Origin of the sequence: Staphylospora marina, from assembly GCF_003856495.1 — a bacterium.
GTDB classification, from domain to species: Bacteria; Bacillota; Bacilli; order Thermoactinomycetales; family Thermoactinomycetaceae; genus Staphylospora; species Staphylospora marina.
On sequence record NZ_CP034118.1, the window covers coordinates 290001 to 316688 of the forward strand.

At 58.3% G+C, this 26688-nt stretch carries 22 protein-coding genes, 2 rRNA genes and 1 riboswitch (1 of these 25 cut by a window edge); of the genes, 21 read left to right on the forward strand and 3 right to left on the reverse strand.

What is annotated here, in order from left to right:
* From EG886_RS01620 to purD, 16 genes are all read left to right on the forward strand, one after another.
* Positions 1 to 2847, forward strand: a 23S ribosomal RNA gene (locus EG886_RS01620); it begins 92 nt to the left of the window's first position.
* 98 nt (positions 2848 to 2945) lie between these two features.
* Positions 2946 to 3060: ribosomal RNA gene (rrf, locus tag EG886_RS01625) — 5S ribosomal RNA — on the forward strand.
* Between the two features lie 806 nt (positions 3061 to 3866).
* Positions 3867 to 4583 (forward strand): suppressor of fused domain protein, encoded by a 717-nt coding sequence (locus EG886_RS01630; protein ID WP_124726500.1) that lies wholly within the window; start codon positions 3867 to 3869, stop codon positions 4581 to 4583.
* Between the two features lie 416 nt (positions 4584 to 4999).
* Positions 5000 to 5101: riboswitch (purine riboswitch) on the forward strand.
* Between the two features lie 170 nt (positions 5102 to 5271).
* Positions 5272 to 5733 carry a 5-(carboxyamino)imidazole ribonucleotide mutase gene (gene purE / locus EG886_RS01635; RefSeq protein ID WP_124728613.1) on the forward strand — a complete coding sequence of 154 codons (462 nt, stop codon included), beginning with the start codon at positions 5272 to 5274 and terminating at the stop codon, positions 5731 to 5733.
* The gene (purK, locus tag EG886_RS01640) at positions 5730 to 6953 is read left to right on the forward strand and encodes a 5-(carboxyamino)imidazole ribonucleotide synthase (protein WP_124726501.1); all 1224 of its coding nucleotides are present in this window, start codon (positions 5730 to 5732) and stop codon (positions 6951 to 6953) included. Before purE ends, purK begins: the two co-directional genes overlap by 4 nt.
* 3 nt (positions 6954 to 6956) lie before the next feature.
* A complete protein-coding gene (gene purB / locus EG886_RS01645) occupies positions 6957 to 8252 on the forward strand; it encodes an adenylosuccinate lyase (RefSeq protein WP_124726502.1) in 1296 nt (431 codons plus the stop codon).
* A gap of 228 nt (positions 8253 to 8480) precedes the next feature.
* On the forward strand, positions 8481 to 9200 hold the full coding sequence (purC, locus tag EG886_RS01650; RefSeq protein ID WP_124726503.1) for a phosphoribosylaminoimidazolesuccinocarboxamide synthase: 720 nt from the start codon (positions 8481 to 8483) through the stop codon (positions 9198 to 9200).
* Positions 9193 to 9447 (forward strand): phosphoribosylformylglycinamidine synthase subunit PurS, encoded by a 255-nt coding sequence (gene purS / locus EG886_RS01655; RefSeq protein ID WP_124726504.1) that lies wholly within the window; start codon positions 9193 to 9195, stop codon positions 9445 to 9447. The genes purC and purS overlap by 8 nt, the downstream gene beginning before the upstream one ends.
* Positions 9444 to 10130: a phosphoribosylformylglycinamidine synthase subunit PurQ gene (gene purQ / locus EG886_RS01660; protein ID WP_124726505.1), complete on the forward strand. Its 687-nt coding sequence runs from the start codon at positions 9444 to 9446 to the stop codon at positions 10128 to 10130. Before purS ends, purQ begins: the two co-directional genes overlap by 4 nt.
* 43 nt (positions 10131 to 10173) lie before the next feature.
* Positions 10174 to 12402 carry a phosphoribosylformylglycinamidine synthase subunit PurL gene (gene purL / locus EG886_RS01665; protein WP_124728614.1) on the forward strand — a complete coding sequence of 743 codons (2229 nt, stop codon included), beginning with the start codon at positions 10174 to 10176 and terminating at the stop codon, positions 12400 to 12402.
* Complete coding sequence (gene purF, locus EG886_RS01670) at positions 12366 to 13787, forward strand: amidophosphoribosyltransferase (protein ID WP_124726506.1); 1422 nt, start codon at positions 12366 to 12368, stop codon at positions 13785 to 13787. Before purL ends, purF begins: the two co-directional genes overlap by 37 nt.
* Positions 13784 to 14821: a phosphoribosylformylglycinamidine cyclo-ligase gene (gene purM, locus EG886_RS01675; RefSeq protein ID WP_124726507.1), complete on the forward strand. Its 1038-nt coding sequence runs from the start codon at positions 13784 to 13786 to the stop codon at positions 14819 to 14821. The genes purF and purM overlap by 4 nt, the downstream gene beginning before the upstream one ends.
* Positions 14818 to 15414 (forward strand): phosphoribosylglycinamide formyltransferase, encoded by a 597-nt coding sequence (purN, locus tag EG886_RS01680; protein ID WP_124726508.1) that lies wholly within the window; start codon positions 14818 to 14820, stop codon positions 15412 to 15414. Before purM ends, purN begins: the two co-directional genes overlap by 4 nt.
* 104 nt (positions 15415 to 15518) lie before the next feature.
* Positions 15519 to 17054: a bifunctional phosphoribosylaminoimidazolecarboxamide formyltransferase/IMP cyclohydrolase gene (gene purH, locus EG886_RS01685; protein WP_124726509.1), complete on the forward strand. Its 1536-nt coding sequence runs from the start codon at positions 15519 to 15521 to the stop codon at positions 17052 to 17054.
* 66 nt (positions 17055 to 17120) lie between these two features.
* Positions 17121 to 17402, forward strand: a complete 282-nt coding sequence (locus EG886_RS01690; protein ID WP_124726510.1) for a hypothetical protein — start codon at positions 17121 to 17123, stop codon at positions 17400 to 17402.
* Positions 17403 to 17440: 38 nt separating this feature from the next.
* A complete protein-coding gene (gene purD / locus EG886_RS01695; RefSeq protein WP_124726511.1) occupies positions 17441 to 18709 on the forward strand; it encodes a phosphoribosylamine--glycine ligase in 1269 nt (422 codons plus the stop codon).
* Between the two features lie 97 nt (positions 18710 to 18806).
* Here purD and EG886_RS01700 read toward each other — a convergent pair whose 3' ends face one another.
* A complete protein-coding gene (locus EG886_RS01700; RefSeq protein ID WP_124726512.1) occupies positions 18807 to 19019 on the reverse strand; it encodes a hypothetical protein in 213 nt (70 codons plus the stop codon).
* Between the two features lie 657 nt (positions 19020 to 19676).
* Positions 19677 to 19976: a YgaP family membrane protein gene (locus EG886_RS01705; RefSeq protein ID WP_124726513.1), complete on the reverse strand. Its 300-nt coding sequence runs from the start codon at positions 19974 to 19976 to the stop codon at positions 19677 to 19679.
* 153 nt (positions 19977 to 20129) lie between these two features.
* Between EG886_RS01705 and EG886_RS01710 the strand changes: the two genes are divergently transcribed.
* From EG886_RS01710 to EG886_RS13590, 5 genes are all read left to right on the forward strand, one after another.
* Positions 20130 to 21887, forward strand: coding sequence for an adenine deaminase C-terminal domain-containing protein (locus EG886_RS01710; RefSeq protein ID WP_124726514.1), 1758 nt, complete (start codon positions 20130 to 20132; stop codon positions 21885 to 21887).
* A 415-nt stretch (positions 21888 to 22302) separates the two neighbouring features.
* Positions 22303 to 23628 (forward strand): O-antigen ligase family protein, encoded by a 1326-nt coding sequence (locus EG886_RS01715; protein ID WP_164491582.1) that lies wholly within the window; start codon positions 22303 to 22305, stop codon positions 23626 to 23628.
* 135 nt (positions 23629 to 23763) lie between these two features.
* On the forward strand, positions 23764 to 24408 hold the full coding sequence (locus EG886_RS01720) for a 3D domain-containing protein (RefSeq protein ID WP_124726516.1): 645 nt from the start codon (positions 23764 to 23766) through the stop codon (positions 24406 to 24408).
* A gap of 102 nt (positions 24409 to 24510) precedes the next feature.
* Positions 24511 to 25392: a DNA-3-methyladenine glycosylase family protein gene (locus EG886_RS01725; RefSeq protein WP_124726517.1), complete on the forward strand. Its 882-nt coding sequence runs from the start codon at positions 24511 to 24513 to the stop codon at positions 25390 to 25392.
* Positions 25393 to 25467: 75 nt separating this feature from the next.
* Complete coding sequence (locus tag EG886_RS13590; protein ID WP_164491583.1) at positions 25468 to 25620, forward strand: hypothetical protein; 153 nt, start codon at positions 25468 to 25470, stop codon at positions 25618 to 25620.
* 105 nt (positions 25621 to 25725) lie between these two features.
* On the opposite strand, the gene EG886_RS01730 is transcribed toward EG886_RS13590, so the two are convergent.
* Entirely contained in the window at positions 25726 to 26661 is a 936-nt protein-coding gene (locus EG886_RS01730; RefSeq protein ID WP_124726518.1) for a mechanosensitive ion channel family protein, read from the reverse strand.
* Positions 26662 to 26688 lie beyond the last annotated feature (27 nt).

Genomic DNA, 26688 nt, shown 5'->3' on the forward strand with positions numbered 1-26688 from the left:
CAGGCTTTGATCCGGGGATCTCCGAATGGGGCAACCCACCGGCTGGAAGAGCCGGTACCACCACCTGAATCCATAGGGTGGCTGGGGGCATACCAGGGGAACTGAAACATCTTAGTACCCTGAGGAAGAGAAAGCAACCGCGATTCCCTGAGTAGCGGCGAGCGAAACGGGAACAGCCCAAACCGTTTGCCTTCGGCAAACGGGGTTGTAGGACGTCTCACATGGAAGTCACAAAGGTTTGGGATAGGCGAACTGGTCCTGGAAAGGCCGGCCACAGCAGGTAACAGCCCTGTAGCCGAAATCCGAAACCCTTCCGAGGCGATCCTGAGTACCGCGGGACACGTGGAACCCCGTGGGAAGCAGGGAGGACCACCTCCCAAGGCTAAATACTCCCTGGCGACCGATAGCGAACCAGTACCGTGAGGGAAAGGTGAAAAGCACCCCGGGAGGGGAGTGAAAGAGAACCTGAAACCGTGTGCCTACAATCAGTCGGAGCTCCCTTGAGGAGTGACGGCGTGCCTTTTGTAGAATGAACCGGCGAGTGACGGTCACGTGCGAGGTTAAGGTGAGAAGCCGGAGCCGCAGCGAAAGCGAGTCTGAACAGGGCGCTTGAGTACGTGGCTGTCGACCCGAAACCGGGTGATCTACCCATGTCCAGGATGAAGTTCCGGTAACACGGAATGGAGGTCCGAACCTGTTGGTGTTGAAAAACCATAGGATGAGGTGTGGGTAGGGGTGAAATGCCAATCGAACCCGGAGATAGCTGGTTCTCCCCGAAATAGCTTTAGGGCTAGCCTCGAAGAGGAGTCGCGGAGGTAGAGCACTGATTGGGCTAGGGGCCCTCCCCGGGTTACCGAACTCAGTCAAACTCCGAATGCCGCAGACTTTGGTCTTCGGGAGTCAGACCGCGAGTGCCAAGATCCGTGGTCAAAAGGGAAACAGCCCAGACCGCCGGCTAAGGTCCCCAAGTGACCGTTCAGTGGTAAAGGATGTGGAGTTGCCGAGACAACCAGGATGTTGGCTTAGAAGCAGCCACCATTCAAAGAGTGCGTAATAGCTCACTGGTCAAGTGACTCTGCGCCGAAAATGTAACGGGGCTAAACGGTCCACCGAAGCCGCGGATCGTGCCTTCGGCACGATGGTAGGGGAGCGTTCCAGGCAGCGGCGAAGCCGGTCCGGAAGGATCGGTGGAGCGCCTGGAAGTGAGAATGCCGGTGTGAGTAACGAAAAGAGGGGTGAGAATCCCCTCCGCCGAAAGCCTAAGGGTTCCTGGGGAAGGTTCGTCCGCCCAGGGTCAGTCGGGACCTAAGTCGAGGCCGAAAGGCGTAGACGATGGACAACAGGTTGATATTCCTGTACCACCTGCAGCCGTTTGTACGATGGGGGGACGCAGGAGGATAGGGGATCGCGCGATCGGAAGTGCGCGTTCAAGCGGTTAGGCCGGAGAGCAGGCAAATCCGTTCTCCATTCAGGCGGAGCCGTGATGACGAGGGAAACTTCAAGTACCGAAGTCCTTGATTCCACACTGCCAAGAAAAGCCTCTAGGAGGATGCAGGTGCCCGTACCGCAAACCGACACAGGTAGGCGAGGAGAGAATCCTAAGGCGCTCGGGAAAACTCTCGCTAAGGAACTCGGCAAATTGACCCCGTAACTTCGGGAGAAGGGGTGCCCCGGTAGGGTTCACAGCCCGAGGGGGCCGCAGTGAAAAGGCCCAGGCGACTGTTTAGCAAAAACACAGGTCTCTGCGAAGCCGCAAGGCGATGTATAGGGGCTGACGCCTGCCCGGTGCTGGAAGGTTAAGGGGAAGGGTTAGCTTCGGCGAAGCTCTGAACCGAAGCCCCAGTAAACGGCGGCCGTAACTATAACGGTCCTAAGGTAGCGAAATTCCTTGTCGGGTAAGTTCCGACCCGCACGAAAGGCGTAACGATCTGGGCGCTGTCTCGGCGAGAGACCCGGTGAAATCGTACTGCCTGTGAAGATGCAGGCTACCCGCGACTAGACGGAAAGACCCCGTGGAGCTTTACTGCAACCTGATATTGAATTCGGGTACAGCTTGTACAGGATAGGTGGGAGACTGAGAAGCCGGAGCGCCAGCTTCGGTGGAGTCGCCGGTGGGATACCACTCTGGCTGTGCCGGGGTTCTAACTCGCTGCCGTCATCCGGCAGGAGGACCGTGTCAGGCGGGCAGTTTGACTGGGGCGGTCGCCTCCCAAAAGGTAACGGAGGCGTTCAAAGGTTCCCTCAGCGCGGTCGGAAATCGCGCGTCAGAGTGCAAAGGCAGAAGGGAGCTTGACTGCGAGACCCACAAGTCGAGCAGGGACGAAAGTCGGACTTAGTGATCCGGTGGTTCCGTGTGGAAGGGCCATCGCTCAACGGATAAAAGCTACCCCGGGGATAACAGGCTGATCTCCCCCAAGAGTCCACATCGACGGGGAGGTTTGGCACCTCGATGTCGGCTCATCGCATCCTGGGGCTGTAGTCGGTCCCAAGGGTTGGGCTGTTCGCCCATTAAAGCGGTACGTGAGCTGGGTTCAGAACGTCGTGAGACAGTTCGGTCCCTATCTGTCGCGGGCGCAGGAAATTTGAGAGGAGCTGTCCCTAGTACGAGAGGACCGGGATGGACGCACCTCTGGTGTACCAGTTGTTCCGCCAGGAGCACCGCTGGGTAGCCATGTGCGGACGGGATAAGCGCTGAAAGCATCTAAGCGCGAAGCCCCCCTCAAGATGAGATTTCCCATTCCCTCGTGGAAGTAAGACCCCTTGCAGATGACGAGGTAGATCGGTCCGAGGTGTAAGCGCAGCAATGCGTTCAGCTGACGGATACGAATCGGTCGAGGGCTTCACCTCACTTCTTCTCTTCCACATCACGCTTGCTTTACACTCCATACTCATTTTCAGGGTGTGTGGCCTCCCGAAGGGAGGACAACAAAACCTGATCAAACCTGTCTGGTGACCATAGCGGAGGGGTTCCACCCGTTCCCATCCCGAACACGGAAGTTAAGCCCTCCAGCGCCGATGGTACTGAGGGATGGCCCTTGGGAGAGCAGGTCGTTGCCAGGCAGGTTTTTTCATGTCCAGGGGAGCTTTCCGAAGAAACCGGCATCTTCCGTGAAAAGCCGGCCTTTCGCTTCGGAGGCTCCTCTTTTTTTCGGAAGCTCTTTTTTTTTGCGGACCTTCTGCTTTCACCCTTGGGACTTGGCTGCCACTGGAGCAGATCCATCCCCCCCCTGTCACCTGTTTGCCGGACTCCTTCGGGTTTGACATGCCGGTCTGCCAGGGGGGCATCGCAAAGGGGTGCATCACAAAAAAGTGAACCGGTTCAATGGGTTTGCAGATAGACGGATCCCGGGTTTGTCTTTCGTGCGCACCCGGATCTCCAAGTTGGAATGCTTTGATGATCCGATTGCTCGAGTGGAACTTGAGTCATTGCATGTCCCATTGCATCAGAGGCCTTCGCCTCACATCTTCTCCTCCATCCCGCACTTGCACGACACTCCACACGGTGTGTGGCATCCCGCCGGATGATCGCTCCGGGGCTGAAGGACGGTCATCTCCCGGCACACGTTTTCTTGAGTTGATTGCAGTGATTCTTTCTGGTGGAACATAAAATTGACAATTTGGTTGCAACGTTTTGGGATGCAACAACGTTTTGAGTGGGACGAAATGGGTGAAATCCCGGATGGGAGGGGAGAGGGAGTCTGCCGAACGGATGATTCGGGCAAACTGATGTTGATGGAATCAGAGATCGAGGTCGAATGGCATGGAACATTTTTTGCGAAAATCGGAAGCGTTGTTGACAGAAACAAGAACCGGTTTTCGAACTAGTAAGAAAAACGGTTTTTTTCAAATTGTGGAGGGAAGGGACCATGACCCGCCTGTTTTCGCTTTCAGGAGCGCCCATTGTTGTCCATGAAGAGAAGAAAGCGGAAAAGCTTGCGATCGGTCGCCCGGGTACAAGTCAGTTGATTTCGGGACATATCCAAGAGCAAATCGGTCCCATCACCTCGGTGTATCATGAAAAGGAATCCCGTTTCGTCCATGTGGATGTCCATGTCGTCGAGCCTGCCGCTGACCGGCCGTTTTATACGCTGGTGACCAGCGGAATGAGTGATCTTCCCATGAATGTGCCGGACAGGCTGAAGGAGTTTCGGTATGCGGAGTTGATGTTGTGTTTGCCTCCCGATTGGAAGCTGGGGGGCCGGCACTTGAGGGATGAACGATACAACTGGCCGATCCGCTGGCTTCGACGGTTGGCTCGACTCCCGCATGAATTCAACACGTTTCTTGTACCCGGACATACGGTGAGTGACGGGGAACCGCCACGGCCATTTGCCGAAGGAACGGATTTGTGCGCCATGTTTGTGTGGTTCCCCGTGATGATGAAAAATGCTGCTTCGCTTTTTCGCCTGAGAGTGAATCAGGAGAAAACCATCCACTTCTTCAGTGTCATTCCTCTGTACAAAGAAGAACTGAATGACAAACTGAGAAACGGATTTGATGCGTTGGTGAGTCGATTTGAAGAATACGGCCTGCACGAATTGGTGGTTCCCGGCCGCAAAAATGTCTGCATGCCCCTGCCGTGAACAGGCCGTCAAAACCGTGTGACAAAACAAAGAATCATCGTCCGAACCGGGGGACGGAACGTCGCAACCCGGACGGATCGACGTACATAGTGCGGAAGAGGCAATCCGGTGAGACGTTTTTCGGAATGTGGGGCTTGTGTTGGCGATCGGCTCCCCGTCCTTGCCGCGGCGTCTTTTCCGCATGACCATCCCGTTCCGTCCGGAACGCCGTCTCACGGACCGCCTCCGATGAGGCGGTTTTTTTCATTCCGGGGAATGAGGCATTTGCTCCTTGAGACAACGGATCAAGCGGATGTGCATGTGGCGCCGGTATTTTTCGGGATCCTGCATTTATGAACGATCATTTTGGATCGGTGAGTAAACGTTCGTCTTTTCTGTTGACGTTGGGGAGACGTCCTTGTTACACTGAGAGAGTAAAGATGAATATCCGAATTTCTCATATATGCCCAGGAATATGGCTTGGGCGTCTCTACCAGGAAACCGTAAATTTCCCGGCTATGAGAAATCCGCTGTGCCCGGTTCGGGATCAGGTATGCCCGTGCCATGGATTTCTCATGCCTTCGGAATGGAATCCTTGGTCCGGGTTTTGCTTTTGATTCGGAGCTTCATGAAAACCGGTTTCCTGACACAAGCTACAGGCAAATGAAGGGGGCGCCGTGAAGTGAAACATCCCGTTGTGGGCGTGATCATGGGCAGTACGTCGGATTGGCCGACGATGAAAAAAGCCTGCGAGGTTCTCGAAGAACTGGGAATTCCTCACGAGGCCAAGGTGGTGTCGGCTCACCGCACTCCGGATGAGATGTTCCGGTACGCGGAAGAAGCGGAAAACCGCGGAATTCGCGTCATCATCGCCGGTGCTGGGGGAGCGGCCCACTTGCCCGGAATGGTGGCTGCCAAAACGGTGTTGCCGGTGATCGGGGTACCGATCAAGACATCCACGTTGAACGGCCTGGATTCACTCCTGTCCATCGTGCAGATGCCGGGGGGAGTTCCGGTGGCCACCGTGGCCATCGGTGATGCGGGAGCCGTCAACGCCGGCTTGCTGGCGGCGGAAATGCTCGGGGCGTTTGATCCGGAGATTCGGGAGCGGCTCAAAGTCCGGAGAGAAGCGATCCGCCGCCGGGTACGGGAAGAAAGTGAGCTGAAATGAACATGGATCGGATGAACGCTTCTTCCGGAGCATGGCCTCCCGGATCCGTCATCGGGGTATTGGGGGGCGGACAGCTCGGCCGGATGGTGATTCTCGAGGGTCGCAAGTTCGGCTACCGGTTCGTGACGCTGGATCCCGCCGAAGATTGCCCCGGAGCGCAGGTGGCGGACGAGCATATCACCGGAGCATATGATGACCCGATTGCGGGAGATCTCCTGGCGGAGAAGGCGGACTTGATCGTTTACGAGTTCGAGAACATTTCCCCCGACGTGGTTCGCCGGTTGGAAAGACAATGCCCGGTTCCTCAGGGCAGTGTGTTGCTGGAGACGACCCGGCATCGCATCAGGGAAAAGGATGCGCTGGTGGCCGCGGGAATTCCGGTCGCTCCGTACCGGAGGGTGACGGATCGGGCCGGTTTGAATCAGGCGGTGAACGACATCGGACTGCCGGCCATCCTGAAAACCGCCACCGGCGGATATGACGGAAAAGGGCAGTGGCGTTTGGCATCCCGGGAAGATTTGGACCGGCTTCCGGACGATTTGTTCGCGGAAGGGCGGGAGTTCGTCCTCGAAGGCTTCGTGCCGTTTGTCAAAGAGTTGTCCGTGGTGGTGGCCCGCGGCATCCGCGGAGAGACGGCGGCCTTTCCGCCGGCCGTCAATCTGCACAGAAACGGCATCTTGCACATGTCCGCCGTGCCCGCTCCGTTGCCCGAACACGTTCTGCGGGAAGCGGTACGGCTCTCCGAAGAGGCGGCGAAGAAGTTGAATGTGATCGGACTGCTCGCCGTGGAGATGTTCTGCCTCGCCGACGGAAGCCTCCTGGTGAACGAACTGGCTCCCCGTCCGCACAATTCCGGGCATTACACCTTTGACGCCTGCGAAACTTCCCAATTCGAGCAATTCCTGCGCGCGGTGACCGGACTTCCGCTGGGGTCCCCACGGCTGAACGGTGCGGCCGTGATGGTGAATGTGTTGGGAGATCATGCGGAGGCGTTCTTCCGGGGGTTCGCGAATCTCCCGGGCCGTGTCAAGCCGCACTGGTACGGAAAGCGGGAAGCCAAAGCGGGGCGCAAAATGGGACATGTGACGGTATTGGCCGACTCGGTCGAAGAAGCGCTGGCCTGGGTGGATGATGCCGGAATCTGGCCGGTTTTGACAGAGGCCGAAAAACGGGTTATGTATGAAAAGGCATTGTCCACTTTGACAGAAACGGGGAGATGAATCATGATCGAACGTTATACCCGGCCCGAAATGGGGGCCATCTGGACGGAAGAAAACAAGTTCAGGGCCTGGCTGGAAGTGGAGATTCTGGCCTGTGAAGCCTGGGTAGAGCTCGGGGTGATTCCCGCGGAAGACGTGGCGTTGATCCGGAAAAACGCCCGCATTCACATCGACCGGATTCACGAGATCGAACGGGATACCCGCCACGATGTGGTGGCGTTCACGCGGGCCGTGGCCGAAACGCTGGGGCCCGAGTCCAAATGGGTGCACTACGGCCTCACTTCCACCGACGTGGTGGACACCGCTCTTTCGTATCTGCTGAAACAGGCCAACGAGATCCTGCTCCGGGATCTGGATGCGCTGATCGAGGCGATTCGCGAAAAGGCGCAGGAACACAAATATACGGTGATGATGGGGCGGACGCACGGCGTCCATGCCGAGCCGACCACGTTCGGACTGAAGATGGCGCTGTGGCTGGAAGAAATGAAGAGAAACCGTGAACGGTTCGTCCGGGCCGCCGAAGCGGTCCGCTACGGCAAAATCTCCGGGGCGGTCGGCACGTATGCCAACATCGACCCGTTCGTGGAGCAATATGTGTGCGAAAAGCTGGGTCTCAAGCCGGCACCGATTTCCACGCAAACGCTGCAACGCGACCGGCATGCCGAATACATGGGAACGCTCGCCCTGATCGCCACCTCGTTGGAAAAATTCGCGACGGAGATCCGGGGGCTTCAAAAAAGCGAGACCCGGGAAGTGGAAGAGCCGTTCGGCAAAGGGCAAAAAGGCTCCTCGGCCATGCCTCACAAACGCAATCCGGTCGGCTGCGAAAACATCAGCGGCTTGGCCCGGCTGATGCGCGGTTACATGGTGTCAGCGTATGAAAACGTTTCGCTGTGGCATGAGAGGGACATTTCCCATTCCTCAGTGGAACGGGTGATTTTGGCGGACGGCACCATTTTGCTCAACTATCTCTTGAATCGCTTCACCGGCATCATCCGCGGCTTGACGGTGTTCCCGGAAAACATGAAGCGCAACATGGAGCGCACCTTCGGGCTGATCTATTCCCAGCGCGTGCTGCTCAGCCTGATCGACAAGGGACTCAAGCGGGAAGAGGCGTATGACCGCGTGCAGCGGTTGGCCATGCAAGCTTGGGAAGAGCAGCGCCCGTTCAAACCGCTGGTCGAAGCGGACGAAGTGATCACCGCCACGCTGACCCGTGAAGAAATCGATGATTGCTTCGATTACCGTCATCATCTGAAACACGTCGACACGATTTTCCGGCGCCTGGGGCTGGAGTGATCCGGAAAGTGTCCGGGCTTGCGTGAGTCATCGGCATGTCGGAGGGACGGGGACCGGGCGCCCGTGTCCCGGTCCGGTCCTCCGGCACTTGCCGGATGCGCCCGGAAGCAACCGCTTCTTTTCCTTCCGCCGGACTTCCAGACCGGATTCCGGCTCCCGGCATCACCTACATTTCCCGGATGTCGGCGGGCTTGACCCGCCTTTCCCGATGCAAAAGGAGTGGACGAGATGAAACCGGGTGATCTGCTGTACGAGGGCAAGGCGAAACAGATTTTCCTGACCGATGATCCCGAATTGGTCCGGGTGAAGTACAAAGATTCGGCGACCGCGTTCAACGGTGAAAAGAAAGCCACGCTTGCCGGAAAAGGAGAGCTCAACAACCGGATCAGCGCCTGGTTTTTCCGGGATTTGTCCGAACAGGGCATTCCCAATCATTTTGTGCGGATGATTTCTCCGCTGGAGCAACTGGTGAAAAAAGTGACCATCATTCCGCTGGAAGTGGTGGTGCGAAACGTGGTGGCCGGCTCCCTGTCGAAACGGCTGGGGCTCTCCGAGGGAACCCCGCTGGAGAGTCCGGTGGTGGAGTTTTATTACAAAAACGACGAGCTCGGAGATCCGCTGCTGAACGAAGATCACATCTTCATTCTGAAATTGGCGGAGCCGGAGATGCTCCGAACGATTCGGGAGATGGCGCTGAAAATCAATGAGCGGCTCACCGCAGTGATGAAAGACAAAGGGATCCGGCTGGTCGATTTCAAGCTGGAATTCGGGATCGACGCTCAGGGCAATCTGGTCTTGGCCGATGAAATTTCGCCGGATACGTGCCGGTTCTGGGACGTCTCCACGGGAGATCGCCTGGACAAGGACCGGTTCCGGCGGGATCTGGGCGATGTGGTGGAAAGTTACCGGGAAATCTGGAATCGCTTGGGAGGGGATCGGGATGTTTAAAGCAACCGTGTATGTCACGCTGAAAGAAAGTGTACTGGATCCGCAAGGAAAGACGGTGAAAGACTCTCTGCACGCACTCGGTTACACCCGGGTGCGGGACGCACGCATCGGCAAACGCATCGAGTTGTGGCTGGAAGGAAGCGACCGGTCCGAAGCGGAGCAACAGGTGCGGGAGATGGCCGAAAAATTGCTGGCCAATCCGGTGATCGAAAACTTCACGGTCGAACTGGAGGAGGTGCAGGAATGAAATTCGCCGTTCCCGTGTTTCCGGGTTCCAACTGCGACATCGATTGCCTCCGGGCCGTCCGGGACGTGCTGGGGGAGCAAGCGACCGCGGTGTGGCACCGGGAAGAGGATTTGTCCGAGTTTGACGCGATCATCCTGCCGGGCGGTTTCTCCTACGGGGATTACCTCCGTACGGGAGCCATCGCCCAGTTTTCGCCCGTGATGGAAGGCGTGAAAAAAGCTGCCGCGGAAGGCAAGTTGGTCATCGGGATTTGCAACGGATTTCAGATTTTGTTGGAGTCGGGGCTTCTTCCCGGAGCCATGCTGCCCAACGCCAATCTGAAATTCATTTGCAACTTCCAAACCTTGCGCGTGGAGAACAACCAAACCCCGTTCACGCTCGATTATGAAGAGGGAGAAGAGATCCGCATTCCCATCGCGCACGGGGAAGGCAACTACTATTGCGATGAACGGACGCTGAAAGAACTGAAGGACGGGAACCGGATCGTGTTCACGTACGCCGGGGAAAACCCCAACGGTTCCGTGGGTGCCGTTGCGGGGATCTGCAATGAAGCCGGCAACGTTCTCGGGCTCATGCCTCACCCGGAGCGTGCCGTACTGGAGTGGATGGGTTCAACCGACGGACGGCGGGTGTTTACCTCCATGCTTCGCTGGTGGAAGGAGAGGATGAACGGTGCGGCCTGAACAGGTGAGCGTGAAAAACGTGGCGGGAGATCCCACGCCGGAGATGATCAAGGAGCGCAAGCTCTACCGGGAAATCGGCATGAACGACGAGGAATTCGCACGGGTTGAACAAATTCTCGGCCGCCTTCCCAACTGGACGGAGATCGGCATCTACAGCGTGATGTGGTCGGAACACTGCAGCTACAAAAATTCCAAGCCGCTGCTGCGCCGCTTCCCCACCACCGGCCCTCGCGTCCTTCAGGGACCGGGCGAAGGGGCGGGCGTGATCGACATCGGCGACGGCCAGGCGGTCGTGTTCAAAATCGAGAGTCACAACCATCCGTCGGCCATTGAACCGTTCCAGGGGGCGGCCACCGGGGTGGGCGGCATCATCCGGGACGTCTTTTCGATGGGAGCCCGGCCGATCGCCCTGCTCAATTCCCTCCGGTTTGGTCAGTTGGATTCCCCCCGGGTTCGCTATTTGTTCGAGCGGGTGGTGGCGGGCATCGCCCACTACGGAAACTGCATCGGCATCCCCACGGTGGGCGGCGAAGTGATGTTCGACGCCTGCTACGAGGGGAATCCGCTGGTCAACGCCATGTGCGTGGGCATTTTGAATCATGAAGATCTGCAGAAGGGCATCGCCAAAGGGCCCGGAAATCCGGTGATCTACGTGGGAGCCAGCACCGGACGGGACGGGATTCACGGGGCCACGTTTGCTTCGGAGGAGCTGTCCGAAGAATCGGAAGAGAAACGGCCGGCGGTTCAGGTCGGGGACCCCTTCATGGAAAAATTGCTGCTGGAAGCGTGCCTGGAAATGGTGGAGAAGGGGATCCTGATCGGGATTCAGGACATGGGAGCGGCCGGTCTGACCTGCTCCAGCGCGGAAATGTCGGCCAAAGGCGGCCACGGCATGGACCTGGATCTGGACAAGGTGCCTCAACGCGAGGCCGGCATGACCCCCTACGAAATCATGCTGTCCGAATCGCAGGAGCGCATGTTGGTCGTGGTGGAAGCCGGACGGGAGCAGGAAGTGATCGACATCTGTGACAAATGGGGCCTGCAATCGGCCGTCATCGGACGGGTGACCGAAGGCAACCGCTACCGCATTTTCCACCGGGGAGATCTGGTGGCCGACATCCCGGTCAACACGCTGGTGGATGACGCGCCCTGTTACGTGCGCGAACCCAAGGTGCCGGCCTATCATGAAGAGTACGCCCGCGTGTGCCCGGAGGAAGGCTTGGGACATGTTTCCCCGGACGAAGCTCTCCTCAAGCTGATTTCGTCTCCCGATCTGGGCAGCAAGCGGTACGTGTGGGAGCAATACGACCACATGGTCCGGACCGGCACGGCCGTCAGACCGGGATCCGACGCCGCCGTCGTGGTGGTCAGGGGGACGGAGAAGGCACTGGCCATGTCGACCGACGGAAACGGAAGATATGTGTATCTCGATCCCCAAACGGGCGGCCGCATCGCCGTCGCCGAAGCGGCCCGCAACGTGGTCTGCTCCGGTGCCGAACCGCTGGGCGTGACCGACTGCCTGAACTTCGGAAATCCGGAGAAACCGGAAGTGTACTGGCAACTGTCCGAAGCGATCACCGGAATGGCCGATGCCTGCCGGACGCTGGAAACACCGGTCGTCGGCGGAAACGTCAGCCTGTACAACGAGACCAAAGGGGAGGCCATCCATCCCACCCCGATCGTGGGCATGGTCGGACTGGTGGAAAAACTGGAGCACATCACCACCCAGGAGTTCAAACAGCCCGGTGACGTCATTCTTCTGTTCGGGGAGACGTTCGCCGAGTTGGGCGGCAGCAAGCTTCAGCATGCATTCACGGGCAAGGTGTGCGGCCGGCCGCCGGTCTGCGATCTGGAGAAGGAAAAAGCGGTGCAACGGGCCGTTCTGGAGGCCATCCGTTCCGGTCTGGTCCGCTCCGCTCACGATCTGGCCGACGGCGGATTGGCCGTGGCCCTGGCCGAATCGTGCATCGGCGGAGGATGGGGAGCCGACGTGTCGCTGGAAACCGATCTCACCCCCTTGATCCATCTCTTCAGCGAAAGCCAGTCGCGAATCCTGTTGACCGCGGCACCCGAGCGGGCGGAAGAGCTGGAGAAAATCGCCGGAAAGCACGGGGTTCCCGTGTTCCGGATCGGTCATGTCACCAAGGAAAAATCCCTGCGGATCCGGGTGAACGGAGAACCGGTGATCCATCGCTCCGTCGATGAACTGACCCGCCTGTGGGAGGAGGCGATCCCATGCGCGATGAAAGCATCTTCGACTTCGACAAGCTGAACGAGGAGTGCGGAGTGTTCGGGGTGATCGGTCACCCCGACGCCGCCCTGCTCACCTATTACGGCCTGCACGCCCTTCAGCATCGGGGACAGGAAAGCGCGGGAATCGTTGCCACCAACGGAGAGAGGTTTTTCGTGCAGCGCGGGCTCGGTCTGGTGACGGAAGTGTTCAACAGCGAAAACCTGCAGAAGCTCAAAGGACACACCGCCATCGGCCATGTGCGTTACTCCACGGCCGGAGGAACGGGGCTGGCCAACGCCCAGCCGCTGGTGTTCAATTACGCCCGCGGAGAACTGGCCATCGCCACCAACGGCAATCTGGTCAATGCTTCCCGTCTCCGCCGGGAGCTGGAGGAGCAGGGGTCCATCTTCCAGACCACGACGGACACGGAGGTGTTCGCTCATCTCATCGCCCGGTCCCGGGCCGAAACGTTGGAGGAAGCGGTCAAGGAAGCCTTGCAGCGGGTCGTCGGGGCATACGCGCTGCTCATCATGACCAACGATGAAGTGATCATCGCCGAAGATCCGCACGGACTCCGGCCGTTTGCCATGGCCAAGATGGGGGGCGGATGGGTTTTCTCTTCCGAAACCTGCGCCTTTGATGTGATCGGGGCCCAATTCGTCCGCGAAGTGGTTCCCGGTGAAATGATCATCTTCGACAAGAACGGCATGAGAACATCCCGCTTTGCCGAGAAACGGGAGCGCAGAACGTGTTCCTTTGAGTTCGTGTACTTTGCGCGGCCGGATTCCAACATCGCCGGCATCAACGTGCATGCCGCCCGGAAGCGGATGGGCAAGATTCTGGCCCGGGAAGCGGCCGTGGAAGCCGACGTGGTGACGGGGGTGCCCGACTCCAGCATTTCGGCGGCGATCGGTTTCGCCGAAGAGACCGGCATTCCCTACGAACTGGGGCTGATCAAAAACCGCTACGTGGGCCGCACGTTCATCCAACCCAGTCAGGAACTGCGGGAGCAGGGCGTCAAAATGAAGCTGAGCGCCGTCAGCGGAGTCGTCTCCGGCAAACGGGTGGTCATGGTGGACGATTCGATCGTCCGGGGCACCACCAGCCGGCGGATCGTCAATCTGCTCCGGGAGGCGGGCGCCACCGAGGTGCATGTCCGCATCACCTCTCCGCCGGTGAAAAACCCCTGTTTCTATGGCATCGACACTCCGGACCGGGAAGAGCTGGTGGCATCCAGCAAAACCGTCGAAGAAATCCGCAAAGAGATCGGGGCGGATTCGCTGGCGTTCATCAGTACGGAAGGCATGCTGGAGGCGATCGGCCGCCCTTCCGCCGGAGAGGCGCGGTGGAATTGCCTGGCCTGTTTCACCGGGGAATATCCCACGGCCATTGAACAAGAAAAAGCGGGGAGGACAAGCCGATGAGTGACGCATACAAAGCGGCCGGTGTGGACATCGATGCGGGCAACGAAACGGTGGAGCGGATCCGCAAGCATGTCCGAAGAACCCTGCGCCCGGAAGTGATGGGAGGCATCGGCGGTTTCGGAGGTCTGTTCCGGCTCGGCGCCCGGAAAGACCCCGTGCTGGTCTCCTCCACCGACGGCGTGGGAACCAAGCTGAAAGTGGCGTTCCTGCTGGACAAACACGACACGATCGGCATCGACTGCGTGGCCATGTGCGTGAACGATGTGGTGGTCCAGGGAGCCGAACCGCTGTTTTTCCTCGATTATTTGGCCGTCGGGAAATTGTCTCCCCGGCAGGCGGAAGAGATCGTCAAGGGCGTGGCCGAAGGTTGCGTGCAGGCGGGTTGCGCGTTGATCGGGGGAGAGACGGCGGAAATGCCGGGCATGTACGCACCCGGGGAGTACGACGTCGCCGGATTCTGCGTGGGGGTCGCGGAGTCGGACCGGTTGATCACGGGAGAAACGATTCGCCCGGGAGACGTGCTGGTGGGTCTGGCTTCCAGCGGACTTCACTCCAACGGGTACTCCCTGGCCAGAAAGGTGCTGCTTCACGACGCCGGCCTGCCGCTTGACGCCAAGGTTCCCGGAACGGATCAAACATTGGGGGAAGCGCTTTTGACACCCACAAAGATTTACGTCAAATCGCTGCTTCACCTGATGAACGGTTTCGATGTCAGGGGAGCCGCCCACATCACCGGCGGCGGGTTGCCGGAGAACCTGCCCCGCATCCTGCCTGACGGATGTGCGGCGGTCATCGACAAAAACGCATGGGAAGTTCCGTCCATTTTCCGCTGGATCGCCGAAACGGGCGGGATTTCGGAGGCCGACATGTTCCGGACATTCAACATGGGAATCGGAATGGTGCTGGTGGTCCCGGGAGAAGAAGCCGATCAGGTCCGCCGGGAGGCCGAACGGCTCGGTGAGCGGGCCGTCATCCTCGGGGAAGTGGTTTCCGGTGACAAGGCGCTCTCGTTCCGGGGAGGGGCCGCCCGATGAGCATCGCCGTGTTTGCATCCGGCAGCGGCAGCAACTTCGAGGAGTTGGTGCATCGCTCCCGCGAGGAAAACTGGCCGGAGCAGGTGACCCTGTTGGTTTGCGACAAGCCCGGAGCCGGCGTGTTGGAGCGTGCGGACCGGCTGGGAGTGCCCGCAAGGGTCTTCGAACCCAAATCGTATCCGGACAAGGCGGCCTATGAACGGGATGTGCTGGCTCTCCTGACGGAACGGGGAATTCGCTGGGTGGTGCTGGCCGGATACATGCGGCTCGTCGGTCCCACCCTTTTGAAGGCGTATCCCTGGAGAATCATCAATCTGCATCCGTCCCTTCTTCCGGCGTTCAAGGGAAAGCAAGCCATTGAACAGGCCTTTCATCATCCGGTGAAAATCTCCGGCGTGACGGTTCATTTCGTCGACGAAGGCTTGGACACCGGTCCGATCATCGATCAGTTGCCCGTCCGGATCGAGCCCGCGGATACGCTCGAACGCTTCGCGGAAAAGATCCACCGCGCGGAACATGAGTTGCTTCCCCGGACGGTGCGCAGATTGATCACCGGGGAAATCCCCTTGCCGGATCAGCCCGCCGATTTGTGATCGGTGCTCTTGCCGGCGTTTCCGCGGTGCGGATGTCTGCCGCTGCGGAGGAATCCTTTGTTTTTCTGCCAGTGACGGACCATTTGCGGTCAAAGGAGGAAACGATGTTGAAGTTGCGCGCGCTCCTCAGTGTTTCGGACAAAACCGGACTGGAAGATCTGGCCCGGGAACTCGCCCGTCTCGGGGTGGAGATTTTGTCCACCGGCGGCACCAAAAAGATGTTGGAAGCGGCCGGCATCCCCGTGACCGGGGTCAGTGACGTCACCGGATTTCCGGAAATCCTGGACGGACGGGTGAAAACGTTGCATCCCGCCATTCACGGTGGTCTTCTGGCCGTTCGCGACAACGACCACCATGTACGGCAAATGGTGGAAAACGGAATCCGGCCGATCGATCTGGTCGTGGTCAATCTGTATCCGTTCAAGCAAACCATCGCCAAACCGGGCGTCAGCGTGGAAGAGGCCATCGAAAACATCGACATCGGCGGGCCGGCGATGATTCGCGCGGCGGCCAAGAACCACCGGTACGTCGCCGTCGTCACCGATCCGGCCGACTACGGTCCGGTCCTTGATGAATTGAGGAAACACGGGACGGTTTCGGAGGAAACGAGACGCATGCTGGCGGCCAAAGCGTTCAGTCATACCGCCCATTATGACGCCATGATTTCGGGGTATCTGCGTGAACTGTCCGGCATCCAATTCCCCAAAGAGCTCGCCGTTCCCTTGGAGCTTCAACAGTCGCTCCGGTACGGCGAAAATCCGCATCAACGGGCGGCGTTTTATCGCGTTCCTCTTCCGGCACCGGGCACGCTCGCCGGTGCGCGTCAGCTGCACGGAAAGGAACTTTCCTTCAACAACATCAATGATGCTTCGGCGGCGCTGGAACTGGTCCGGGAATTTACGGAACCCGCGGTGGCGGTGATCAAGCACACCAATCCTTGCGGGGTGGCCGTCGGAGAAACGGTGGCGGACGCTTTCCGTCGGGCACACGAAGCGGACCCCGTGTCCATCTTCGGCGGCATCGTGGCCGCCAACCGGCCGATTGACGCGGAAACGGCCGCATTGCTTCGCGAAATCTTTCTGGAAATCGTGTTGGCTCCGTCTTTCAGTCCCGAAGCGTTGGAGATCCTTCAGACCAAAAAGAATCTCCGCCTGTTGGAAATCGGGGATCCCGCTCAGGGCGGCAGCTGGGAGTTCAAGTCCGTCAGCGGAGGCATGCTGATGCAGGAGTCGGACGGTGCACGCGTGCTCCGGGAAGATTGCCGGACGGTCACCGAGCGGACGCCGACGGACGAAGAATGGGAGCAACTCCTGTTTGCCTGGAAAGTGGTGAAACACGTCAAGTCCAACGCCATCGTGCTCGCCCGGGACTTCCGCACGATCGGAGTGGGCGCCGGTCAGATGAACCGGGTCGGAGCCGCGGAGATCGCCATCCGGCAAGCGGGAGACGCCGCGAAAGGGGCGGTCATGGCCTCCGATGCGTTTTTCCCGATGAGCGACACGGTGCAGCGGGCGGCGGAAGCCGGAATCACCGCCATCATTCAGCCCGGCGGATCGATTCGCGACGAAGAGTCCGTCAGGGAAGCCAACCGGCACGGCATCGCGATGGTGTTTACCGGCATCCGTCATTTCAGACACTGAGCGTGGCGTATCCCGAAACTCCTCCGGGGCGTATACTAGGGAAAATGCTCTGGGAGGAGTTTGAACGTGCGGATCTTGAGATGGACGGCAATTTGGATGATCGTGGCCATGTGTGTCACGGGGTTGATTGCATACATGATTTCCGAGAGCTTTGATCCGGGGATGTGGAAAGTTCAGATGCGTGCGGCGGGAGGGGTGTTTTTCCTGATCGCCCTGGTTGTCGGGGGAGTGCTGACCACGGAAAAGGCATTCCGGAACCGGCGACGCTGGTTTTACCGGGAAGACTGGTCGTTCATCTGTCTGCTGGTGACCGTCGGGCTGTTCGGGATCAGTCTGCTTCTCTCCTGACTCGCCACCGGATCGAAGCCGGAGCGGGAGGGACAAACGTGCGGGTACTGGTGGTCGGCGGTGGCGGGCGTGAACACGCCATCGTCTGGAAACTGGCGCAAAGTCCGGACGTGGAGAAAATCTGGTGTGCTCCGGGGAACGGAGGCATTGCGGAGCTGGCCGAGTGCGTGCCGATTCAGGCCCATGACGTGGAAGCTCTTCTGGAATTTGCGCTGGAACGGAACGTGGACCTGACGGTGGTCGGACCGGAAGATCCTTTGATGCGCGGAATCGTCAACCGGTTCCAAGAACATGGACTTCATATTTTCGGTCCCACGGCGGAGGGGGCGAAAATCGAAGGAAGCAAGCGGTTCGCCAAGGAATTGATGCAAAAATACGGCATTCCCACGGCAAAATTCCGCGTGTTTTCAGATGCGGATGAGGCCAAGGCGTATCTTCGGGAGCAGGGAGTGCCGATCGTCGTCAAGGCGGACGGACTGGCTGCCGGCAAGGGGGTCGTCGTGGCGCGCACGATGGAAGAAGCCGAGCGCGCGGTGGAAGATGCCATGGTGCGAAAGGTGTTCGGCGAAGCGGGCGCGGAAGTGGTCATCGAGGAATGTCTCGAGGGCCAGGAACTTTCACTGATGGCCTTTTTCGACGGACACCGCGTGGTTCCGATGGTGCCCGCCCAGGACCACAAGCCGGTGTTCGACGGGGACCGGGGGCCCAACACCGGCGGCATGGGAACATACTCTCCCGTCCCGCAGATTCCCGAAGACGTGATCAGACGGGCCGAAGAAGAAATCCTTCGTCCCATGCAGCACGTCTTCGAGAGCGAAGGCATATTGTATCGCGGCGTGCTTTACGCCGGGCTGATGTGGACCGCCGACGGTCCCAAAGTGATCGAATTCAACGCTCGGTTCGGAGATCCGGAAACCCAGGTGGTCCTGCCCAGACTGGACGGGGATTTGGCACGCATTTTGCTCGATGTGTCGACCGGTCGTCTCCGTCCGGACGATGTGAAATGGAAGTCGGAAGCGGCCGTGTGTGTGGTCATGGCCGCAGGAGGATATCCCGGCCCCGTTGAAAAAGGCCGGGTCATCGAAGGCCTGCCGGCGGCCGAACGACCGGACGTGATCGTGTTTCACGCCGGAACGGCCCGTGAGAACGGACAATTGGTCACCGCCGGAGGGCGGGTGCTCGGCGTGACCGCGCTGGGGTCCGGGCTGAGGGAAGCCAGAGACAAAGCGTACGAAACGGTCCGCTCCATCCGGTTTGCCGGCGCCCATTACCGGTCCGACATCGCCTTCCGCGCATTGGAAACATAAAAAAACGAGCCGTTCTCGGGGCTCGTTGCCTGTGTGGAATCCGGTCCAGCCGGAGGTATGTTCGGGGCTCCCCCTGAAATGGAGGCGGGAGCCTTTTTTATCCGATTTTCGTGGTCTCTTTTTCCCCCTGAATGCTGATGCCGTTGACCGGAACCTTGAACCACCAGCCCCCCTGAGTCTTCTTGATCGGTTGATATCCTGCTTTTTTCAGCGAGCGGGCCACGGTCCAGCTTGCGGTGTACACGGTTGCCATGTTGGTCGACTCATCGAACTGGATCACGGTTTCTTTTTCCATGTCGCTGAGAGACATACCAGATCACACTCCTTGAGTGGTTTGGGATCCCGATCGTCTGTTCGCCTTCCCCTTCATTGTACCCATGTCATACCCGATTTTCCACATCCAAAACACCCAAAGGTTTGTACTTTTTTTCGACACGAACTTACACAATGTCCTGCTTTTCTTGAGAAAAAATGACGAAAATTGTATGTGATCTTTTTTCGCGTTCGCGATGAAGGAATTTGTGTGTTAAACTGAAAGATGTAATTCCTTGAAAACGGGGGCTTTTTCGTGTGTTCGACGAGATCCTTCAACGTCGGACGGACACAACGTTTGAACGGATTTTGCGGTCCCGGGTGGCCGGTTGGCACGGTCCGGGACGGGATTCGTCATCCATTCGCCTCCTCGCAAACCCCTGAAAATGTCGACGATTGCGATTGTTTCCTGCAAACGATCGGCGTGGGGTGTCGCCTCGGGTGCCGTGGTCAGGGTGAAATGTCGAAGCAGGTTTCAAAAGACGAAATAGTCTGAAAAATATGCGTTACTGCTTTGTCTCCTCATCTTGGAAATTATTATACAAAAAAGTCTCTGCCCAGGCAAGAGATTTGTTCGGATGTTTTTGTATTTTTATTGCCAACCCTTTTTGTCGATTTTTTGTATGTTTGAAGAATAGTTTCATTTGTTTTTTATTCATTCTGAAGGGTGTTTGAGATAATTCGACTTTGACTTTTCCATGGTGGAACGCTCCCTTGAAAGCCAATGTTCGGGAGATTTCACGACCCATATCCGCGTCTTTTGGGTTTTGATTCCCAGAAGATCGAGAATCGGACAGTAACGGGTGATTCCTTCCACCACTTTCATTCCGAAAAAAACGGCGAGCAACCACGGAAAGCGTCGGCCCGTGCGGGTTGCGCACCAGATGAGGCCGGCCGTGCCGACGAAGATCCGGATCAAGGCATCCACCGTTCCGACATTTTTTTTCACCGACATCTCGGGTACTCCTTTCGGGAGGATGTCGAAATTCCGGGCGTTCTGCCGTTCTGCTCTCCCGGTCGACGGTTCCTCCGGAATGATTGAAGCCGACCATAGTATGGGAAGAAGAATCACGGATTATGCTTTCGAAAAAGGCGGGAGGATCTGGATATGAGAGGCATGCTTGCACGCGAAGACCAACACGTCTTGCTGGAAACCGCCATGGGAAGAAGACGGCCGTCTTTGATCCTTCGCGGCGGACGGGTTCTCAACGTGTTCACGGGGAGGTTGGAGCGAAAGGACGTTGCTCTGGCCGGAAAGCGCATCGCCTGGGTGGGTGACCTGTCCGCAGGGGGGCTGATGACGGACGGTGACGTCCCCGTTCTGGACGTGGAAAACAGGGTCCTGGTCCCCGGGTACATCGAGCCGCACGCGCACCCGTTTCAGCTGTACAATCCGGTATCCCTGGCGGAAAAAGCGGCTTCGCTCGGGACCACCACGCTGATCCACGACAACATGTTCTTTTTCAACGTGCTGGAGCTGGACGAGTTGCGGAGCATGATCGACCGGCTCGCTGACTCTCCGGTGAAACATTTTTGGTGGGCCAGATGGGATGCCCAGACCCTGCTCACGGACGGACGGGAACGGTTGTATGAGAGCGGGCGGGTCCGGGAAATGATGAGTCATCCCCGGGTGCTGCAGGCGGGGGAGTTGACGGACTGGCTTCCGCTGCTCGCCGGTGATCCCGTCATGAACGAATGGGTCGTGGAATCGAGGGCTCTGGGACTTCGGGTGGAAGGGCATGCTCCGGGCGCCTCGTTCCGGACGTTGTCCAGATTGGCCGCAGCCGGGGTGACCGCGGACCATGAGAGCATTTCCGCGGAGGAAGTGTGGCGAAGACTGGAGCTGGGATACTGGGTGACTTTGCGCCACAGCTCGATCCGTCCGGATCTTCCGGTGCTTCTGGAAGGATTGCTGAACGAAGATCATGTGCCCTGGCACCGCATCATGATGACCACCGATGGTCCGACTCCGCTGTATTTCAAAGAGGGGTTCACGGATTACCTGCTCAAAACCGCCATGGAAAGCGGGCTGGATCCGGTGACCGCTTACCGGCTGGTCACCATCAATCCCGCCGTTTATTTCCGCCTCGACGATCATTTGGGAGCGATTGCGCCGGGACGGGTGGCGGACATCAACGTTCTCCGGGACTTGACGGATCCGACTCCCGTCCATGTCATCGCCGACGGACGAATCATTGCCGAGAGCGGCTCCATGACGGAACGACTGGATGACTCCGTCCTGATGCTTTCACCGGCCAAAGGGAAGCCGGAAAAGATCGGGTTTCGTCCGGACGATTTTTCCTGGCCGGAAGGGGATGTTGAGGATCTTCCCGTGATGAATCTGATCAATCCGGTCATCACTCGCCTGACCATGGAACCCGTTTCCAGGGCCGTCTCTTCATCCGGGGACGATTTGCTGATGGCGTGTTTGGCGGACCGGGGGGGAGAATGGATCACGCAAGGGTATCTGAGGGGACTCGGCAGGAACGTGGACGGATTGGCCAGCACGTATACCGGTTCGGGCGACCTTCTGGTGATCGGCCGGGACCCGCGGGCCATGGCGGAAGCGGCCAACCGGGCGGTGAAAGAGGGGGGCATCGTCTGGATTCAGGATGACGAGGAAGTGTTCCGCCTCCCGTTGCCTCTCATGGGAATGATGAGTCCCGAACCGTTGGACGGGCTGGTGCGGAGCCTGGAACCGCTTGTGGAGCGTCTCCGGGAACACGGCCATGCGTTTGATGATCCGATATACACCTTCCTGTTTTTGTCATCCACCCACTTGCCGCAAGTGAGATTGACGCAGGCGGGCATTTTCCGGGTGAAGGACAAAACCGTCCTGGTCCCCTCGCGGAGAAGACGGAGATGAGGAGAAAAAGCGCACTTCGGCGTTCCTGTTTCCGGCCGGGGACATGATGAAAACGGCACGGATTCAAGCTCGGCATTGCCCCACACTTCTGACATTTGATTGTTTTTCGGGCATCGGATATCATATTTTTGATGACGGGGTCGGACCGGGACCGGCGTTTTTCCGGACGGATTCGACCCTCCGTTTTTGAATCCGGTCTTCCTGTGATTCCCATGTTCCGATTGAAACGGATCACGGTGCGGGTCGTGGGAGAAGGGTTTCGACCGGTCGTCTGGAATATGTACCAGTATTTGAACCAACATTAGGGAAGACAGGAAGGTCCCTGCCATCAGGCGCGCGCGGCCGGAATTCTTCCCGCTGTTTTTGATATCAAATGACCGGAGTTTTTCACATGAACAAATGGGAGTTAAAATCCTTGAGCGATGACCGTCGATCTTGGGTGAACCGGCTGACCCGTCTGCTGTACTGGTCGATCCTGCTGTCCCCGTTTCTTCCGCCCGTGGCTCTCGCGGCGGTGGGGGCGGCCACGGTTGCGACACACCGGGGCAAGTGGCCTTTCTTTTCATGGCCGGAAAAAATTTGGGTCGGCTTCATGCTCCTTTCTTTGGTCAGTTGGGCGTTCAATCCTTCCTGGTTCTGGTGGATCCCGATCGGAATCATTCCCGGCGTCATGTTTGCTCTTTATTATCTGTTGTCCGTATGGATGCGGGAAACGGTCCGATGGACCTGGCAGGAAGTGCAGGACATGTATCTGCGCTTCTGGCTGGGCGGGTTTTATGTGGCTTTCATCGTGATCATCCAACAGATCGATTGGGCGCCGCTCAACGAAACGTTGCTCGGCCCGCTGCTCGATGTTTACGACAAGTTCCGGTGGCAGGCGGAAAATTCGGTGCGGAGTGTGGGAACTTCCGGCAATTCCAATCTTGCCGCCGCCCTGCTCATCTGTTTTGCGCTGATGAGCATCCATGCCTTGTCCGTCTTGCCAAAACGTTGGCAAAAAGCGGGGGCTTTCCTCGGATTTCTGGTGTTCTGCGCGGCCATCTGGTGTACGGGCTCACGGGGAGCGTGGGTCGGTCTGGTGATCGGGTTGATCGTCCAAATCTGGATGACGGGTCACCGGGTCCGGACGGTCGTGATCACGCTTGGCATCTTGATCGCCGTCTCCCTTTTTCCGGAGATCATTCCGCGCAAGGATACGTTGGCCAGCACCATCCAGGCCCGGGTGGAGGTATGGTCGACCGCGCTGGAGATTTTCAGGGAGCATTGGCTGCTCGGAACCCTTCCGCTGCACTTCGGCCAGATTTTCGCGAAAAAGGCCGGATTTTATGTGTACCATGCTCACAACATCTTTCTCGGGATCGCGACGGAATACGGAATCATCGGTTTGTTGCTCTTCCTGACCCTCATCGTGGAGACGATCCGTCGGGCCAGACGCTGGAGAAAAGCGGCCAATGCCCGGGAAGAAAAGCGTCTCGCCGGGATGCTTTTGTCCCAGACGATCGCTCTATTGGGACATGGCATGTACGATTACCCCATCATTGCACCTCAGGTCGGACTTCTGTTCATGCTCAGCGTGATCATGATCCACACTCAGTACGAAAGACGAATCCTGCAAAGACCCCAGTGGAGCGACGATTCGCACCATCCTCCGGACTCCCGGACGTATTCCCGTACGGCTTCCTCGATGCTGCTGCTTTTGTGGGGACAACTCCGGCAGGAGTGGCAAAAACGGACGGGATGATTGGATTTCTTTCCTCCCCGGAAAGGGGCAAGTGCCAGCGGGAATCGCTGCTTTTGTGACAACCCGTATAAAGAAGCCGTTTCCCGGCGAAGATGGATACCGAAATTCAGCTTAAGGACCGGAAGGTGAAATTCGGTGAAACCATCCATCAGGATCGCCGGAACGGCGCTTGCCGTTCTGCTGTTGGCCGTGCCGACGGGAGCCAAGGGGGAAGCGGCCTCACCCTCGCAGGCTTCCGTCCGGATCGAAGTGAAAAAAGGAGACACGTTGTATTCGATCGCCCGTCGGTACGGAAGCACCGTCAATGAAATCGCCGACATCAACGGAATCGAAAACCCTTCCCTCATCCGGATCGGTCAGGTGCTGACCGTTCCGAAAAAAACGTCCGCTTCCAAGCAAGTCCGAACCGAATCCTCCGACGGGAAGGAAGCAGCCGTCCCGGCTGTTTCCTTGCCGGCCCTCAGCCGGGGCAAGGACTTGGGGCTGTTTACGCTGACCGCCTACACGGCGGGCCCTGAATCCACCGGTAAACGTCCCGGTGATCCCGCCTACGGCATCACGTCCAGCGGGGCGATGGTGACGGAGGGGTACACCATCGCCGTGGATCCGGAAGTGATTCCGATCGGTTCCCGGGTGTACATCGAAGGCATCGGTTACCGCATTGCCCAGGACACCGGTTCGAAGATCAAAGGAAAGCGAATCGACGTTTACATGTCTGATCTGGAAGCCGCGAAACAATTCGGCGTCAGGAAAAATGTCAGGGTGGAGTTGGTGGACTGACGATTCAAAGTCGGGGAAGGGACGTGTTGGAGCCTTGTTTGAAAGGCTCTTTTTTTGTGTGTTTTCCGGTACAATGGAATCAATCGGACAGGAGGGCCAAGCATGCGATTCACGTTGAAACCGGATGTTCCCTACTCATTCGAAAAAACGGTGCGACGCCTGAAACAGTTTGAAAAAACGATGTGGGTCCGGAAGGAGGACGCGCTTGCCAGAGCGATACGGGGAAAACGGGGCCCTTTGTTGGTGACGGTTCGAAACGCTGCCGATGATGCCGGTCTTGTCGCGGAAGTGTCCGGACCGGTGGCGGACGGGGAGGAGGAGCTGTTGAAGAAGCTGGTGGCCCGCATGTTCGGGCTGGATGTGGATCTGACTCCCTTTTACGAAAAACTGGACGATCACCCGGTGCTGGGGCCGGTGATCCGGGAACGACACGGGTTGCAGATCGTTCAGGATCCCACGGTGTACGAATGCCTGGTCAAAACCGTCATCAGCCAGCAGCTCAATCTCTCGTTTGCCGGTACGCTCGTCCGGCGATTGGTGGAGCGGGCCGGCGAACACCTCGAGATCGGGGGCGAAACATTTCCGGTTTTCCCTTCGCCGGAACAAGTCGCCCGACTGCAGCCGAAAGACCTGCAAGCGTTGCAATTCAACCGGCGCAAGGCGGAATACGTGATCGACATCTCCAGGATGGTGACGGACGGCAAGCTGGACCTGGAAGGGCTCCGGGATTTGCCCGACGGGGAAGTGTTTGAGAGGCTGCTGCCGATTCGCGGAGTGGGGCGTTGGACGGTCGAATGCGTCCTTCTTTTCGGGCTCGGCCGTCCGGACCTTCTTCCGGCGGCGGACATCGGCTTGAGAAACGCCCTCAGGAAGTTGTACGGCATGGACGCGCAACCGGATGAACAAACGGTTCGCCGCCTGGGGGAGGAATGGGCTCCCTTCCGCAGTCATGCCACCTGTTATTTGTGGGATTCTCTGGGGTGATGGACGCCCGAAAATGTGATAACATCGGTACAGGATTCGTCGGAAATCAGCCGGTCAATCAAGGAGGAATGACCATTGGCCAAGAAGAGGAAGGCCGAGAGGCGTGTCGCTGCGGTGGACGCGATGGGAATCTTGATGCGTGATCTGAAAAAGGCCGCCTTGTGGATCGTTGTTTCCGTCGGTACGGTGTCGTTGCTGGCCGTCGCGTGGAGATGGTTGTCCGCGTGAATGCGGCTTCCGCGAAGCTTGCCGATTCATGCCGATCATGAAAAAAGCCGGAGCTTTCCCGATGGGAGGAGAAAGCGTCCGGCTTTTTTTCGGACTCGCCGCCTGTCAGTTTGTGACGGGCTCTTTGGTCCGGTTGTCTAGGCGAAGGGAATCGTGAAGGATGACGCTCCGCGGGTATCCGATTTCGAGGCCTTGTGCATGCAGCACAAGAACGGTTTCTTTTCGCATTTCCCGCTCCAGCGCCCAGTAAGCTTCCGGATCGCAGACCGCCGTGAACGTGAATTCCACGCCGGTTTGATCGATCCGGGTCACCCCCAACACGTTCGCCGGTTCAATGATGGAGTCGGCGTACTTCCCGTTGATGCGTTCGCACACTTCTTCCAGGGAGCGTTGGACGAGGGACAAATCCGCTTCGTAGGGCACGGTGGCCTTCACGATTGCTCGCATTCTGTCGCGATTGTAGTTGGTGACCTGTTGGATGTTGCCGTTGGCGATATAGTGCAGCCGCTGGTTGAATTCACGGATTTTGGTGATGCGCAGCCCCACTTCTTCCACCGTTCCCATGATCTGTCCGTTGATTTCGACGATGTCCCCCACTTCCAGTTGTCCTTCGAAGATCATGAAAAAGCCGGTGATCACGTCACGAACCAGGTTTTGCGCACCGAAGCCGATGGCCAGACCCAGAATCCCGGCACCCGCCAGAACGGGCAGGGGATCAAAGCCCAGGTTGATGAGCAGCGTCAGCACCGAGACAAAGTAAATCGAGTAACGGGCGATGGATTTGATCAGTTTTCTGAGCGTGTTGGCTTTTTTGGTTTCAATCGGGCTGATGTCGAAAATCTTGTCGATCAACCGGTCCACGAAACGGAGCAGGACCATGGTCAACACGATGATCAACGTGATTTCCGCGACGGGAAGAACGACGTATGAAACGGGATCCTCGATAACCCGGGTGATGAGCGATTTGGTTTGCAAAGCGAATTCCTGTGCAGCCGCCATCCGGCTTTCCACGGTGTCCGAGGTCGGTTGCTGTCCGTTCAAAGATGTTCACCTCCGGATTGATGCCGG